The organism is Mycolicibacillus koreensis (assembly GCF_002104795.1).
Classification (GTDB): Bacteria; Actinomycetota; Actinomycetes; order Mycobacteriales; family Mycobacteriaceae; genus Mycobacterium; species Mycobacterium koreense.
This window is the reverse complement of the sequence record NZ_NCXO01000016.1, coordinates 57,793-70,724: the sequence shown is the minus strand read 5'-3', so window position 1 is coordinate 70,724 and position 12,932 is coordinate 57,793. Positions and strand designations below refer to the sequence as shown.

Here is a 12,932-nt window from a genome sequence, read left to right as displayed (position 1 = left end):
CTCGGGGGTTCTCCCAGGGGTAGGGGCCCAGGTGTGGGGGCCCGTGTTGTGAGCTAGGACGCCAGCCAGGTCAATTCGTCGCCGAGTTGGCCGCGCCAGTACGCCGCGTCATGCCCGCCGGGGCTGAACCCGCCGGCCGGCGGGGTCTCGAGGTGGTTGACGAACTGACGGGTGGCGACGTAGAAGCCGTCGCCGATGCCGCAGTCGACCCGCAGCGGGATCGAGTTGAGCGCCGGGCGGCCGAACACGGTGTTGGTGCGCCAGTCGTCGATGCCGTCGAACGCCACCGGCGGTGCCCCCCAGTAGGTCAGATAGATCGCCGGGCTCACCGCACAGATCCCGGCGGTGCGCGCCGCCCCCAATTGCGAGCCCAGCATCAGCGCGCCGTAGCCGCCCATCGACCAGCCCATGAACGCCACCCGTGAGGTGTCGATGCCCTTGGTGGCCATCAGGGGGATCAACTCGTCGAGGATCATCGCCCCGGAGTCCTCGCCGGAGGCTCGGCGATGCCAGAACGTGTTGCCGCCGTCGGCGGCGATCACCGCGAACGGTGACCCGCCGTTGGCCACCACCTGCGCCAGCTGCTCCTCGACACCGAGACTCATCACCCCGGCAGCGTCGGAGTCCATCCCGTGCAGCGCGATCACCGCACGCAGCGGACCGGTCTGGTTGGGCGGCCGGGCGATGATCCAGTTGGTCTCCTTGCCGCCGCGGGCCGCCGAGACGAACGACCCGGCATCACGGGTGGGCAGCACCGCGCCGGCCGCCGACGGCTCGGGCGGGGTGGCCTGCGCGCGCGCCGGACCCAACAACCCGCCCAGCGACCACAGACCGGCGGTGGCGCCGATGCCCAGACGCAACATGTCACGACGGGTCAGCGAATCCACCTGCGCATCGTCGCAAGGACCGGCAACGGACCCGCAACGGCGATGCAACAGCTCCATACCGGTACAAAGTACGAATTGTGTAACATTGTGTCTCATGACCGAGTTGATCGAGACCGCCACCGCCGCTGCCCGCGCGGACAGCCCCGCCGCCGCGGACCCCGCCCCCGCGGGCCCGGCCCCCGACGCGCTGCCGCTGGGGCCGCAGTCACTGGTCTGGCGGTACTTCGGGGACAACCGGATGTTTTTGGTCGGGCCGCGCCCCGGGGTGCTGGAGAACATGCTCGCCGAACTCGGCCAGGGGGTGCTGGATCACTCGGTGTTCTTCTCCGACACCGCGGCGCGGCTGCGCCGGTCGCTGCCGCCGATCTTCATGACCGCCTACGGCGCCGACGACGACAACCCCGGCCAGCGGGTGCGGGACTTCCACCTCGACATCAAAGGCGAGATGCCCGACGGCTCGCGCTACCACGCCCTGGACCCCGACACCTATTACTGGGCGCACGCCACCTTCCTCGACCAGGTGCTGTACTTCGCCGACACCTTCGTCAAACGGCTCACCCGCGCGGAGAAGGAACAGATCTATGCCGAGTCCAAGACCTGGTACCGCCGCTACGGGGTGAGCGATCGGGCGATGCCGGCCGACTACGCCGGGTTCGAGGCCTACTGGGACCGGATGCTCGATGAGGTCCTCGTCGCCCACAAGACCGCCACCTACGCGGTCGGCTACGTCACCAAGGGCTTCCCCCGACCCAAGGGCGTGCACCCGGCGGTGTGGCGGGTGGCGTCGGTGGTGTTCAACCCGGTGGCGGCGTTTCTGACCACCGGCGGGCTGCCGCCGCGAGCGCGCACCATGCTCGGGCTGCCGTGGAGTGCTGCCCAGGAGCGCCGCTACCAGCGGCTGGCGGCCATCTGCCGGTCGAGGCCGGTGAACTGGGTGTGGGATCATCTGCCGATGCGAGTGCGATACAACAAGTTTGCTCGTGCCGGCTTCGCCCGCGGCTGACCGGCGCGAGGCCGTCGCCGACTCGACCCGCACGGTCATCCTCGACGCGGCCGTCGCCGAGTTCGCCCAGCACGGGGTGACCCGGGTCGCCCTGGAGGACGTGGCGCGCCGCGCCGGGATCAGCCGCACCACCATCTACCGCCGCTTCGCCAACCGTGACGAGCTGGTGGCCGCGGTCATCGACCGGGAGAACACCGCGCTGTTCGCCGACATCGCCGCCGAACTGGCCGACGCCGGCCCGCAGACCAACTATTACGTCGAGGCGTTCACCGCGGCGATCCTGCGGTTCCGCCACCACCGGGTGCTCAACACCATGATCACCGAGGACCCGGCGCTGGCCCTGCAGCTGGCCGCCGAACACTACGAGGCGTTCGTCGACCGGGTCGCCGCCGCGCTGCAGGTGATCTTCCCGGCCGGGTTCGCCGACCGGATCGGGGCGTCGACCGTCATGGCGCTGGCCGACACGATCGCCCGCTACGCGATGGTGGTGCTGCTGCTGCCCAGCCGCGAGCCGCTGGAGACCGCCGAGGCGATCCGGGCCTTCGCCACCACCCATTTTCTGCCCAGCCTGCCGCCGGGGCTGCGGGAATCGACGGGCTGAGCGCCGTTGCCCAACCGTGGCGCAGCTATCAACTTTTCGATACCTGCCCCGTTTGCCCGCGGGTTATAGTCTGAGGTCACGCTGGAGTGGCGCGGGTTCGGACGGTGTGACCGGGCCGGTCACCGCGATCGCAGCAAACCGATGGAGGGGCCATGAGTGGGGCGGGTCTGCCGCCGGAAGTCGTCTCCGGCCTGATGTATGCCGGCCCCGGCTCCGGGCCGATGCTGGCCGCCGCCGCGGCCTGGGACGGGTTGGCCGCCGAACTGCACACCACCGCGATGGGCTACCAATCGGTGGTGTCGGCGCTGAGCGGATCCTGGATGGGGCCGTCGTCGATGCTGATGGCCAGCGCGGCCGCGCCGTATGTGAGCTGGCTACACACCACCGCCGTGCAGGCCGAGAAGGTGGCGCTGCAGGCCAAGGCCGCGGCCGCCGCGTTCGACACCGCGTTCGCCGCGACCGTGCCACCGCCGGCGATCGCCGCCAACCGTGCCGAGCTGATGACGCTGGTGGCCACCAACCTGCTGGGCCAGAACACCGCCGCGATCGCCGCCAACCAGGCCGAATACGCCGCCATGTGGGCCCAGGACGTGGCGATGTTCGCCACCTACACGCTGTCCTCGATCACCGCGCTGCAGATGGAGCCCTTCCAGCCGCCGCCGAAGACCACCAACGAGATGGGTCAGGTAGCCCAGGCCGGCGACGCGGCCAAAAACGTCGGCAACGTCGGTGCTCAGCAGGTGCTGATGCGGATGGGGGACGCCGGGGGCAATGCGCCGAAGGCTTTGGCCGGCCCGGCGGCCGAGGTCATGCCCCTCGACATCACGATTCCTGGGATCGGCGACATCCCCTTCCCGGATCTCGCCGAATTCCTCATCCCCGACCTCGCCGGGCTGCTGGGGCTCATCGCCGGGGTCGCCGGCGGTGTGGCGTCGCTGGCCGGGGTCATCGTCTCCGCCGGGGCTTGGCTCGACGCCGTGCCCGGGGTGTTGGAGAACGAGCGGCGCCTGGACCACCTGCACTCCGAGCACCACGAGATGCTCGGGGTGATGGGCCACCCGCGCCCGGAATGGTGGCGTCCGGGGATGTGGCCGTGGACCGAGGGCGCGATGGGCAACGCCGCGCAGAACGCGGGGCTGTCGGTGCCGCCCGCCTGGGGCGCCAACGTCCCGGAGATCGCGCCGGCGGCCGTCGCCCTGCCCATGTCGGCGGCCGGCCCGGCGGTGGCCGGCGCCTCCGGGGCGGCGTTCCGGGACCTGGCGCTGGCCAGCATGCTCGGGCGCGCCCTGGCCGGCAGCGTGAGCCCCGCCGCGGGGTCCCTCGGCGGCATCAAGGGCGGCAAGGTCGGGCAGGTGGCCAAGGAGGCCGCCGAAGCGGCGGTCGCCGAGACGGTGGCCAGCCCGGCGGCGCGCACCGGAATCGCCGCGGAGCTGCGTCAACTCGCCCAACTGCGCGACGACGGTGTGCTCACCGGCGACGAGTTCCTGGAGCAGAAGCGCCGGCTGCTGGAGTGAGCGCCCGGCTCAGCCGCGGGTGAGCAGCAGCGTGTAGTCCACGTTGGCGCGCTCGAGGATCTGCGCCCACGGGGTCTTCATCTGCGCGACCGCCTCGGCGGTGGGCACCACCTTCGGATCGGTCACCGGGAACGTCTTGCCGTACATCTTGGCCTTGCCGCCGCCGGCGGCCTGCAGGTTCTTCAGCCAGTCGCGGTCGGGGCCGTAGACCAACGCCACCGCCACCCCGTCGGGGGTGCTGAACATCGACACCGGGGTGCGGTAGGTCTTGCCGGATTTGCGGCCGGTGTGCTCCAGGATCGACCACAGCGGCACCCAGCCGGAGATCGGCCGGAACAGCGGGTTGGTGACCACCCGGTTGAATTCGGCGCGGCGTTGGGAGAACTTCACGGTTCAGCCCTTCCTGGTCAGCAGGACGGCGTTGTCGAACGGCAGCCGGGCGAACAACCGGCGGGACCGCTCGCTGACGTGCTCGGCGGCCTCGGCCTTGCTGACCACCCGCGGGTTGGTGACCTCGATGGTGCGGCCGTGGCGCTGCAACCGGCCCCCGTCGGCGGCCCGCAGGTTCTTCAGCCAGTCCCGGTCCGGTCCGTAGGTCAGCAGGATCGCGACCCCGTCGTCGGTGCGGAACACGTTCAACGGGGTGCGGTAGACGGTGCCCGAGCGTCGCCCGGTGTGCTCGAGGATGCCGAACCCGGGGGCGCGGCCCGCCCACAGGCGTTGGATGGGGTTGGTCACGTGGCGGTTGAATCGCGCCAGCCGTTGCGGTAGTTGCATGGCCCCATCCAACCCGCCGTGTCCACCGGTCTCAACCGTCGCCGGCGCCGAGCCGCACGTTTGCGTGCCGAAACGGCCGTCGCCCGCACGCAAACGTGCGGATGGGTGAGTCCGGCCGGCTCGGGGGAGCGGGCGTGGCGGCGCGGTTCTGCTACACCCTGTAGTCGACCGGTTTCGCGCAGCTGGGAGACTAGTGGCCATGGCTAGTGAGCAGGTCACCGCGGGGTCGGCGCAACTGTTCGACCGTGCCTGTGCGGTCACTCCCGGCGGGGTCAACTCCCCGGTGCGGGCGTTCGCCGCGGTGGGTGGCACCCCGCGGTTCATCACCTCGGCGCGCGGTGCCTGGCTCACCGACGCCGACGACAACCGCTATGTGGACCTGGTCTGCTCGTGGGGGCCGATGATCCTCGGCCACGCCCACCCGGCGGTGGTCGAGGCGGTGCAGCGCGCCGCCTCCGACGGCCTGTCGTTCGGGGCGCCGACCGCCGCCGAGACCGAGTTGGCCGCCGAGATCATCGCCCGGGTCGCCCCCGTGCAGCAGGTGCGGCTGGTCAACTCCGGCACCGAGGCGACGATGAGCGCGCTGCGGCTGGCCCGCGGATTCACCGGCCGGACCAAGGTGGTGAAGTTCTCCGGCTGCTACCACGGCCACGTCGACGCGCTGCTCGCCGACGCCGGCTCCGGGGTGGCCACCCTCGCCCTGCCGGCCTCACCGGGGGTCACCGGGGCCAGCGCCGCCGACACCCTGGTGCTGCCCTACAACGACATCGACGCCGTGACCGCCGCGTTCGAGCGTCACGGCGATGAGATCGCCGCGGTGATCACCGAGGCCAGCCCCGGCAACATGGGCGTCGTCGCCCCCGCCGACGGGTTCAACGCGGCGCTGCGGGCCATCACCGCCGACCACGGCGCGCTGCTCATCCTCGACGAGGTGATGACCGGATTCCGGGTCAGCGAAAGCGGTTGGTACGGGCTCGATCCGGTGGACGCCGACCTGTTCACGTTCGGCAAGGTGGTCAGCGGTGGTCTGCCGGCGGCGGCTTTCGGCGGGCGTGCCGAGGTGATGGCCCGCCTTGCCCCGCTCGGGCCGGTGTATCAGGCCGGGACGCTGTCGGGGAACCCGGTGGCCACCGCCGCCGGGCTGGCCACCCTGCGCAACGCCACCGCCGACGTCTACGCGGCGCTGGACACCGCCGCCGACAGGCTCGCCGGCCTGCTCTCCGAGGAGCTGACCAAAGTGGGAGTGGCACACCAGATCCCCCGCGCCGGCAACATGCTCAGTGTGTTTTTCGCCGACGCGCCGGTCACCGACTTCGCCGCCGCGCGCGCCAGCGAGACCTGGCGGTTCCCGCCGTTCTTCCACGCCCTGCTGGAAGCCGGCGTCTACCCGCCGTGCAGCGCGTTCGAAGCGTGGTTCGTCTCCGCGGCGCTCGACGACACCGCCTTCGAGACCATCGCTGCAGCACTGCCGGCCGCTGCGGCCGCCGCGGCCGGAGCGGAGCAGCCCCGATGACCGGACAGACCCGGGTACACCTGATCCGTCACGGCGAGGTGTACAACCCCGACGGGATCCTCTACGGCCGGCTGCCCGGATTCCGGTTGTCGGACAAGGGGCGAGCTCAGGCGCAGGCGGTCGCCGACGCGCTGGCTCACCGCGACATCGTCGCGGTGATCGCCTCCCCGCTGCAGCGCGCCCAGGAGACGGCGGCGCCCATCGCCGCCGCCCACCGGTTGTCGGTCGACACCGACGCCGACCTCATCGAGTCGGAGAACTTCTTCGAAGGCAAACGGGTCTCCCCCGGCGACGGCGCCTGGCGTGACCCGCGGGTGTGGTGGCGGCTGCGCAACCCGTTCACCCCGTCGTGGGGCGAGCCCTACCGCGAGATCGCCGCGCGGATGGCCACCGCTGTCGACGCGGCGCGCGCCCGCGCCGCCGGCCATGAGGCGGTCTGCGTGTCCCACCAGCTGCCGGTGTGGACCGCCCGGCAGTTCTTCTCCGGCCATCGGCTCTGGCACGACCCGCGCAGCCGCGAGTGCACGGTGGCGTCGGTGACCTCGCTGATCTTCGAGGGCGACCGGTTCGTCGGCGTCGACTACTCCGAGCCGGCGGGCGGCTGTTGACCATGTGGCGCCGGATCGGCTGGACGCTGCTGGCCGCACTGATGCTCGCCGCGAGCGCGTGTTCCACCGGTGACGACGCCGTCGTGCAGGGCGGGACCTTCGAATTCGTCTCCCCGGGCGGCAAAACCGACATCTTCTACGACCCGCCGGCCGACCGCGGCCGACCCGGGCCGATCAGCGGCCCGGACCTGATGGACCCCGACACCACCGTGAGTGTGTCGGACTTCGACGGCGACGTCGTCGTGATCAACGTGTGGGGGCAGTGGTGCGGGCCGTGCCGCACCGAGATCGACCAACTCCAGCAGGTCTACGACGCCACCCGCGCCGACGGGGTCGCGTTCGTGGGGATCAACGTCCAGGACTACAACCGGGCCGCGGCCCAAGACTTCATCACCGACCGCGCCATCACGTTCCCGTCGATCTACGACCCGGCGATGCGCACCCTGATCGCCTTCGGCGGCAAATACCCCACCTCGGTGGTGCCGTCGACGCTGGTGCTCGACCGTGAGCATCGGGTGGCGGCGGTGTTTCTGCGCGAACTGCTCGCCGAGGATCTCCGGCCGGTGGTGCAGCGCCTCGCCGCCGAGCCGGGGCCGGCATGACCGGGTTCGCCGCGACGGCCGCCACCGGCCCGCTGCTGGTGGCGCTGGCGGTGGCGGTCCTGGCGGGGCTGGTGTCGTTCGCGTCGCCGTGCGTGGTGCCGCTGGTGCCCGGCTACCTGTCGTATCTGGCCGCCGTCGTCGGCGCCGAGCAGACCCCGTCGGCCGACGGGGCGGTGCTCGCCGCACCACGGCACCGGTGGCGGGTCGCCGGATCGGCGGCGCTGTTCGTCGCCGGGTTCACCGTGGTGTTCCTGCTGGGCACCGTCGCGGTGCTGGGCATGACGACCACCTTGATCACCAACCAGGTGCTGCTGCAGCGCATCGGTGGGGTGCTGACCATCGTGATGGGGCTGGTGTTCATCGGCTACGTGCCCGCCCTGCAGCGCCAGCTGCGGTTCAGCCCGCGGCAGGTGTCGACGGTGGCCGGCGCGCCGCTGCTCGGCGCGGTGTTCGCCCTCGGATGGACCCCGTGCCTGGGCCCGACCCTGACCGGGGTGATCGCGGTGGCCAGCGCCACCGACGGGCCCTCGGTGGCGCGCGGCGTGGTGCTGGTGCTCGCCTACTGCCTGGGGCTGGGAATCCCGTTCGTGCTGCTCGCGCTGGGCTCGGCGAGCGCGGTCGCGGGCCTGGGCTGGCTGCGCCGGCACACCCGCGCCATCCAGATCTTCGGCGGGGTGCTTTTGATCGTGGTCGGCGCGGCACTGGTCACCGGGCTGTGGAGCGACTTCATCGCCTGGGTGCGCGACGCCCTGATCTCCGACGTGAGGCTGCCGGTATGAGCCGGGTGTGGCAGCGGGCGCGCAACACGTGGCGGTCGCTGACGTCGATGGGCACCGCGCTGGTGCTGCTGTTCCTGCTGGCGCTGGGGGCGATCCCCGGTGCCCTGCTGCCGCAGCGCAGCCTCAACGCCGGCAAGGTCGACGAGTACCTGTTCGACCACCCCGCGGTCGGGCCGTGGCTGGACCGACTGCAGATGTTCGACGTGTTCGGCAGTTTCTGGTTCACCGCGATCTATGTGCTGCTGTTCATCTCGCTGGTGGGGTGTCTGACCCCGCGCACCGTGGAGCACCTGCGCGGCCTGCGCGCCGACCCGGTGGCCGCACCGCGCAACCTGGCCCGGCTGCCCAAACACGCCGAGGCGACCGGCCTGGCCGGTGAGCCCGACGCGGTCGCCGCGATGCTGGCCGGGCGGTTGCGCGGCTGGCGGCGCACCACCCGGGTCACCGACACCGGCACCGAGGTCGCCGCCGAACGCGGCTACCTGCGCGAATTCGGCAACCTGGCCTTCCACTTCGCGCTGCTGGGCCTGCTGATCGCGGTGGCCGCCGGAAAGCTCTTCGGCTACGAGGGCTCGACGATCGTCGTCGCCGACGGCGGCCCCGGCTTCTGCTCGGCGTCCCCGGCGGCCTTCGACTCGTTCCGGGCCGGGCTGACCGTCGACGGCACCGACCTGGACCCGCTGTGTTTCCGCGTCAACGACTTCGACGCCGACTACCTGCCGTCGGGGCAGGCCACGTCCTACGCCGCCGACATCGACTACCAGCGCGGCGAGGACCTGGCCACCAACACCTGGCGGCCCTACCGGCTGGAGGTCAACCACCCGCTGCGCATCGACGGCAACCGCGTCTACCTGCAGGGCCACGGCTACGCCCCGACGTTCACCGTGATCTTCCCCGACGGTCAGCAGCGCACCCAGACCATCCAGTTCCGGCCCGACGACCAGAAGACGCTGCTGTCCTCCGGCGCGCTGCGGTTCGACCCGCCCGCGGGCACCTACCCCGATGCCACCGAACGCCGCCGGCACCAGATCGCCATCCAGGGCCTGTTCGCGCCGACCGAACAACTCGACGGCACCCTGCTGTCCTCGGCGTTCCCCGCGATGGGTGATCCGGCGGTCGCCATCGACGTCTACCGCGGCGACACCGGGCTCGACTCGGGCCGGCCGCAGTCGCTGTTCACCCTCGACCACCGGATGATGGAGCAGGGCCGGCTGGTGAAGGTCGGCCGGGCGAACCTGAACCTGCGCACCCCGCAGATGCGCCTCGACGACGGCACCGTGATCCGGTTCGACGGCGCGGTCCCGTTCGTGAACCTGCAGGTCTCCCACGACCCGGGGCAGATCTGGGTGCTGGTGTTCGCGATGACGATGATGGCCGGGCTGGTGCTGTCGTTGGTGGTGCGCCGCCGCCGGGTCTGGATTCGGGTCAGCACCGCCGCGCCCGGTACGGTGAACGTCGAACTCGGCGGGCTGGCCCGCACCGACAACGCCGGCTGGGGCGACGAGTTCGAGCGGCTGACCGCCCGACTTCTCGACGGGCTCCCGTCACCGTCGCAGGAAGGTCAGCGCAGATGAACCACGCCGGGACCAAGGAGTGGCGCCCATGAACACCACCCACATCGACGTCGGGCTGGCCCGCTACTCCGACTGGGCCTACACCTCCGCACTGGTGGTGCTGGTGCTCGCGCTGGTGCTGCTGGCGGTGGAGCTGGCCTACGCCGGCAGCCGCCGCGTCGACGCCCGCGAGCGCACCCTGGTCGGGGCCGGCGCGCCGGTCTCCGACGCCGACGACCCGGCGGTGCCCGGGGTGGTGCCCGCCGCCCCGCAACGGTCGGTGGCCGAACGGGTCGGCGGCGCGGGCCTGGCGCTGGTCTACGTCGGCATCGGGCTGCTGTTCGCCTGCATCGCGCTGCGCGGGCTGGCCACCATGCGCCCGCCGTGGGGCAACATGTACGAGTTCATCAACCTGACCTGCTTCTCCGGGCTGGTGACCGGCGCGGTGGTGCTGCGCAAACCGCGCTACCGGCCGCTGTGGGTGTTCGTGCTGGTGCCGGTGTTGGTCCTGCTGGGCATCTCCGGGCATTGGCTGTATGCCACCGCGGCCCCGGTGATGCCGGCGTTGCAGTCCTACTGGCTGCCGATCCACGTCTCGGTGGTTTCCACCGGGTCCGGGGTGTTCGTCGTCGCCGGGGTGGCCAGCATCCTGTTTCTGGCACGCACCTCCCGGCTGGGTGAGCCCGGCACCCCCGGCGCGCTGGCCCGGCTGGTGCAGCGGCTGCCCGACGCGCAGACCCTCGACCGGCTGGCCTACCGCACCACGATCTTCGCGTTCCCGGTGTTCGGGTTCGGGGTGATCTTCGGGGCGATCTGGGCCGAGGAGGCCTGGGGACGTTACTGGGGCTGGGACCCCAAGGAGACGGTGTCGTTCATCGCGTGGGTGATCTACGCGGCCTACCTGCACGCCCGGTCGACCGCCGGGTGGCGCGACCGCAAAGCCGCCTGGATCAACGTGGTCGGATTCGTCGCGATGGTGTTCAACCTGTTCTTCGTCAACCTGGTCACCGCGGGTCTGCACTCCTACGCCGGGGTGGGCTGAGACAGCGCCCACCGCCGGCACTGCGTTATCGTGCGAAGACAGACGATTTTTGTGAAACAGGGGGATTGACCGTGTCTGAGAATCCGACGCAGGGCGGCCACGGCGCGCCCGACGACGACGAACACACCCGCATCCTCGGCCAGCCCATCCGCCACGACGCCACCCACGGCTACGGCGGATTCCGCTCCGAGCAGCGCTTCGCCGAGCCGAATACGACCCGGGAGTGGAACCCCACCCCGCCGGTCGGGATGGCGCAGCCGATGAATCCGCCGCCGCCGGTCTACCACGGTGGCGTCGACACCTCCGCGCACCCGGAGCCGCCGCGTCCCGAAGCGCCGCTGGACTTCTCCTACGGGGGACCGGAGTCCTACGGCGGGCCGCAGCCGCCCACCGCCGCGCAGCCGGCGCCGTCGACCGACCTGCTGCCGGCCCCACCGCCGGCGCACCTGCCGGCCCGGTATTCCGACCTGTCGACCAGCACCCTGCTGCGGCAGGTCAAGCCGCCGCCGTCGGGCGGTTGGCGTCGGGCGCTGTACAGCCTGTCCGGACACCTGATCAACGTGGGGGAGAGCCCGCGCACCATCCGGCAGAACTCGCTGACCGTGCAGGCCAACAAGCCGCTGCAGGGCTGTTACCGGATCGCGTTGCTGTCCCTGAAGGGCGGGGTCGGCAAGACCACGATCACCGCCACCCTCGGTGCGACGTTCGCATCGATCCGCGGCGACCGGGTGGTGGCCGTCGACGCCAACCCCGATCGCGGCACGCTGAGCCAGAAGGTGCCGCTGGAGACCGCGGCCACGGTGCGCCACCTGCTGCGCGACGCCGACGGGGTCGCCCGCTACAGCGATGTGCGCAGCTACACCAACCAGGGACCCAGCCGTCTGGAGGTACTGGCCTCCGACAGCGACCCGGCGGTCTCCGAGGCGTTCAGCGCCGACGACTACCGGCGCACCCTGGAGGTGCTGGAGCGCTTCTACTCGCTGGTGCTCACCGACTGTGGCACCGGGTTGATGCACTCGGCGATGACCGCGGTGCTGGAGAAGTCCGACGCGCTGATCGTGGTCAGCTCCGGCTCGGTGGACGGGGCGCGCAGCGCCTCGGCAACGCTGGACTGGCTCGACGCCCACGGCCACCAGGACCTGGTGCGCAACTCGATCGCGGTGATCAACGCGGTGCGTCCGCGCTCCGGCAAGGTCGACATGCGCAAGGTCGTCGACCACTTCTCGCAACGCTGCCGGGCGGTGCGGCTGATCCCGTTCGACCCGCACCTGGAGGAGGGTGCCGAGGTGGATCTGGCCCGGCTCAAACGGGAGACCCGCGAGGCGCTGCTGGAGTTGGCGGCCACCGTCGCCGACGGCTTCCCCAACATCGACCGGACCAACGAGCACTTCGTCTAAAGCGTGGTCTAGTCGGGGGGCCTGCTCGGGGGGCCTGCTCGGGCGCCCTGATCGGGCCCTGCTCGGGGAGGGGCGGCGAGCCCCGCGTCAGCGCGGGTCGGTGTCGCCGCGGCCCAGCCGCGCCAAAAACTCCGGGTCGTCGTCGGGGCCGATCACCCGCGGGGCGGCGCGGCGCCGCGTCTGCGATGCGCGCCAGCCCAGGTACACCAGCGTCCCCAGCGCCAGAATGAGGAGCAGGTAGATCACGGAACACCTCCTGGAGACGAATATACCTGCGCCGCAGACCGGCCACGTAGGCTGCAGCGGTGAGTGAACGTGAGCAATCGGGCCTGCGCGTGGGTCTGGACATCATGCTGTATTCGCTGCTGAGGCTCGCTTTGGTGGCCGCGCTCACCGCGCTGATCTACGGGGTGGCGCGGCTGATCGGTGTGGAGGATCTGCCGCTGGTGGTGGCGCTGGGGTTCGCGTTCATCATCGGCCTGCCGTTGGGCATCTGGCTCTTCGGCGCGCAACGCCGCCGCGCCACCGCCGATCTCGCCGCGGTGGGGGAGCGCCGCCGCCGCGATCGCGAGCAGCTGCACGCCCGGCTGCGCGGGGAGGACGCCGAGGACCCGGACGAGCCGACGAAGCCCGAGTCGCCGAACGCCTAGCGGGTG

At 71.5% G+C, this 12,932-nt stretch carries 15 protein-coding genes; 11 read left to right on the top strand and 4 right to left on the bottom strand.

Features of this window, described 5'->3' with window-relative positions; translation table 11 throughout:
• Positions 1-53 precede the first annotated feature (53 nt).
• Positions 54-863 (bottom strand): alpha/beta hydrolase, encoded by an 810-nt coding sequence (locus B8W67_RS09360; protein ID WP_069391901.1) that lies wholly within the window; start codon positions 861-863, stop codon positions 54-56.
• A gap of 118 nt (positions 864-981) precedes the next feature.
• Between B8W67_RS09360 and B8W67_RS09355 the strand changes: the two genes are divergently transcribed.
• The 3 genes from B8W67_RS09355 to B8W67_RS09345 all read left to right on the top strand — a co-directional run bounded on the left by B8W67_RS09355 (position 982) and on the right by B8W67_RS09345 (position 4,005).
• Positions 982-1,890 carry an oxygenase MpaB family protein gene (locus B8W67_RS09355; protein ID WP_085303635.1) on the top strand — a complete coding sequence of 303 codons (909 nt, stop codon included), beginning with the start codon at positions 982-984 and terminating at the stop codon, positions 1,888-1,890.
• Complete coding sequence (locus tag B8W67_RS09350) at positions 1,868-2,491, top strand: TetR/AcrR family transcriptional regulator (RefSeq protein WP_085303633.1); 624 nt, start codon at positions 1,868-1,870, stop codon at positions 2,489-2,491. Before B8W67_RS09355 ends, B8W67_RS09350 begins: the two co-directional genes overlap by 23 nt.
• Positions 2,492-2,643: 152 nt before the next feature.
• Positions 2,644-4,005 carry a PPE domain-containing protein gene (locus B8W67_RS09345; RefSeq protein WP_085303631.1) on the top strand — a complete coding sequence of 454 codons (1,362 nt, stop codon included), beginning with the start codon at positions 2,644-2,646 and terminating at the stop codon, positions 4,003-4,005.
• A 9-nt stretch (positions 4,006-4,014) separates the two neighbouring features.
• Here the strand turns inward: B8W67_RS09345 and B8W67_RS09340 are convergent, their stop codons facing one another.
• Both B8W67_RS09340 and B8W67_RS09335 read right to left on the bottom strand, forming a co-directional pair.
• Positions 4,015-4,395, bottom strand: a complete 381-nt coding sequence (locus tag B8W67_RS09340; protein ID WP_069391810.1) for a nitroreductase family deazaflavin-dependent oxidoreductase — start codon at positions 4,393-4,395, stop codon at positions 4,015-4,017.
• A gap of 3 nt (positions 4,396-4,398) precedes the next feature.
• The gene (locus B8W67_RS09335) at positions 4,399-4,782 is read right to left on the bottom strand and encodes a nitroreductase family deazaflavin-dependent oxidoreductase (RefSeq protein WP_069391809.1); all 384 of its coding nucleotides are present in this window, start codon (positions 4,780-4,782) and stop codon (positions 4,399-4,401) included.
• A 199-nt stretch (positions 4,783-4,981) separates the two neighbouring features.
• Between B8W67_RS09335 and hemL the strand changes: the two genes are divergently transcribed.
• The 7 genes from hemL to B8W67_RS09300 all read left to right on the top strand — a co-directional run bounded on the left by hemL (position 4,982) and on the right by B8W67_RS09300 (position 12,276).
• Positions 4,982-6,295, top strand: a complete 1,314-nt coding sequence (gene hemL / locus B8W67_RS09330) for a glutamate-1-semialdehyde 2,1-aminomutase (RefSeq protein WP_085303629.1) — start codon at positions 4,982-4,984, stop codon at positions 6,293-6,295.
• The gene (locus tag B8W67_RS09325; protein WP_069391807.1) at positions 6,292-6,903 is read left to right on the top strand and encodes a histidine phosphatase family protein; all 612 of its coding nucleotides are present in this window, start codon (positions 6,292-6,294) and stop codon (positions 6,901-6,903) included. The genes hemL and B8W67_RS09325 overlap by 4 nt, the downstream gene beginning before the upstream one ends.
• A 2-nt stretch (positions 6,904-6,905) precedes the next feature.
• Positions 6,906-7,505: a TlpA disulfide reductase family protein gene (locus B8W67_RS09320; protein ID WP_085303627.1), complete on the top strand. Its 600-nt coding sequence runs from the start codon at positions 6,906-6,908 to the stop codon at positions 7,503-7,505.
• A complete protein-coding gene (locus B8W67_RS09315; RefSeq protein ID WP_085303625.1) occupies positions 7,502-8,284 on the top strand; it encodes a cytochrome c biogenesis CcdA family protein in 783 nt (260 codons plus the stop codon). The genes B8W67_RS09320 and B8W67_RS09315 overlap by 4 nt, the downstream gene beginning before the upstream one ends.
• Positions 8,281-9,858, top strand: a complete 1,578-nt coding sequence (locus B8W67_RS09310; protein WP_085303623.1) for a cytochrome c biogenesis protein ResB — start codon at positions 8,281-8,283, stop codon at positions 9,856-9,858. The genes B8W67_RS09315 and B8W67_RS09310 overlap by 4 nt, the downstream gene beginning before the upstream one ends.
• Before the next feature lie 28 nt (positions 9,859-9,886).
• Positions 9,887-10,879 (top strand): c-type cytochrome biogenesis protein CcsB, encoded by a 993-nt coding sequence (ccsB, locus tag B8W67_RS09305; RefSeq protein ID WP_085303621.1) that lies wholly within the window; start codon positions 9,887-9,889, stop codon positions 10,877-10,879.
• A gap of 71 nt (positions 10,880-10,950) precedes the next feature.
• The gene (locus B8W67_RS09300) at positions 10,951-12,276 is read left to right on the top strand and encodes a MinD/ParA family ATP-binding protein (RefSeq protein WP_109561750.1); all 1,326 of its coding nucleotides are present in this window, start codon (positions 10,951-10,953) and stop codon (positions 12,274-12,276) included.
• An 87-nt stretch (positions 12,277-12,363) separates the two neighbouring features.
• On the opposite strand, the gene B8W67_RS20840 is transcribed toward B8W67_RS09300, so the two are convergent.
• On the bottom strand, positions 12,364-12,522 hold the full coding sequence (locus B8W67_RS20840) for a hypothetical protein (protein WP_165607780.1): 159 nt from the start codon (positions 12,520-12,522) through the stop codon (positions 12,364-12,366).
• 59 nt (positions 12,523-12,581) lie between these two features.
• Here B8W67_RS20840 and B8W67_RS09295 point away from each other — a divergent pair, with 59 nt between their 5' ends.
• Entirely contained in the window at positions 12,582-12,926 is a 345-nt protein-coding gene (locus B8W67_RS09295) for a DUF4229 domain-containing protein (RefSeq protein WP_308213939.1), read from the top strand.
• The last annotated feature ends 6 nt before the right edge of the window (positions 12,927-12,932 follow it).